We start from the raw sequence: 1,354 nt of genomic DNA, 5'->3' as shown, positions 1-1,354 counted from the left end.
ACATCAGCTACTTGGGAGTAACTTTTTGCAACTAAACGCACCTTGAACTTGTCAAAAGATCCATCTTCTTTTACTTTTGTCTTATACACCCACTTACACTTAGTAGTTGTACGACCAGGAGGTAGTTTAGTTAGTATCCATGTACCTTTAGAGATAAGATAATCGTACTCTGCTTCCATAGCCTCTTGCCATTGATCCTTTTGTGGTTAAGAGATAGCTTCATCATAAGTAATGGGATCTTTGGAAGTAGAAAAAGCATTATCAGCAATATCGTCATCATAAACATGACATGAGCCATGTTCTAAATCAATAGGCAGATCAACAAAAATATCAATATCATCATTGGCAACATTCGGGATGGATGGTTGTGAAGAGGAAAGTTGCTCTATAGGAAGAGTTTCATCTTCTGAAAGAAATGGAAAAGCCTGAAGCAATGATTTAGTATCATCAGAATCATCCATGGACCATGAGCCTCCCATAAGCTGTTCGTTAAAAGTAGCATCATGATTCACAATTACTTTCTTGGAGGAAGGGTCATAGAATTTGTAGCCTTTGGAAGTGTCAGAATATCCAATAAAAATAACTTTAAGACCAGGAGCATCAAGCTTTGTTCGTGTTTCTTTGGGAACATGAATATAAGCAATACATCCAAAGGTTCGAAAATGAGATATAGAAGGAATGTCACCTGTCCATGCTGTGATGGGTATCTTACCAGAGGGTGCAGTAGTAGGAAGATGATTCTGAATAAATACTGCTGTCAAAGTAGCTTCAGCCCAGAAAACACAAGATAAGCCAGAATGAATCAGCATACATCTTACAGCATTGAGAATAGTGAGATTCTTTCTTTCAACAACGCCGTTCTATTGAGGCGAATATGGAATAGTATGTTCATAATGAATTCCATTGTGAGCACAGTAACTCACAAACTCTCGAGAAACATATTCGCCTCCATTGTCACTACGAAGCTTCTTAAGGCGACGACCAATTTGAAGTTCCGCAGCCTTGTGGAATTGTTTGAAAACAGATAAGGCTTCAGATTTTTGTCTAAGTAGAAATACAGTCGTATACCTTGAGAAGTCATCAATGAAAATAATGAAGTAGCGATATTCTGATCTCGAAGAAGGTAGATGTTGAGATGTAGAGAGAAAGAGAGAGAGACGAGACAAGAGACACACCATATACGCTCCCAGAGACTGATTCATATTGAGGACAAGATACAAATATATAGGTGAGACCAAGTTGAGTAGAGTGAGCCATATATAGCTCCAACACCCCCACTCAAACAAAGGTCTCTAGCTTTGGATGAAAAAACCGTTGGGGAGTTCAAGGGAAAAACCCAAGCCCGTATACCATG

General features: G+C 38.8%; 2 protein-coding genes. Both read right to left on the bottom strand.

Annotation, left to right across the window (positions count from 1 at the left end; all coding sequences use genetic code 11):
• Window positions 1-206: 206 nt before the first annotated feature.
• Window positions 207-809: a hypothetical protein gene (locus tag DD606_RS25210; protein ID WP_129259462.1), complete on the bottom strand. Its 603-nt coding sequence runs from the start codon at window positions 807-809 to the stop codon at window positions 207-209.
• A 51-nt stretch (window positions 810-860) separates the two neighbouring features.
• Window positions 861-1,178, bottom strand: coding sequence for a transposase family protein (locus DD606_RS26750; protein ID WP_368853796.1), 318 nt, complete (start codon window positions 1,176-1,178; stop codon window positions 861-863).
• Window positions 1,179-1,354: the final 176 nt, after the last annotated feature.

This window comes from Enterobacter cloacae complex sp. GF14B (genome assembly GCF_004136805.1).
In the GTDB taxonomy this organism is placed as follows: Bacteria; Pseudomonadota; Gammaproteobacteria; order Enterobacterales; family Enterobacteriaceae; genus Enterobacter; species Enterobacter hormaechei_C.
This window is presented reverse-complemented; position numbering and strand designations above follow the sequence as displayed.

Excerpts from the sequence above, each read along its gene's own strand:
- DD606_RS25210 (WP_129259462.1), bottom strand. The coding sequence starts at position 809 with ATGCTGATTCATTCTGGCTTATCTTGTGTTTTCTGGGCTGAAGCTACT.
- DD606_RS26750 (WP_368853796.1), bottom strand. The coding sequence starts at position 1,178 with ATGGTGTGTCTCTTGTCTCGTCTCTCTCTCTTTCTCTCTACATCTCAA.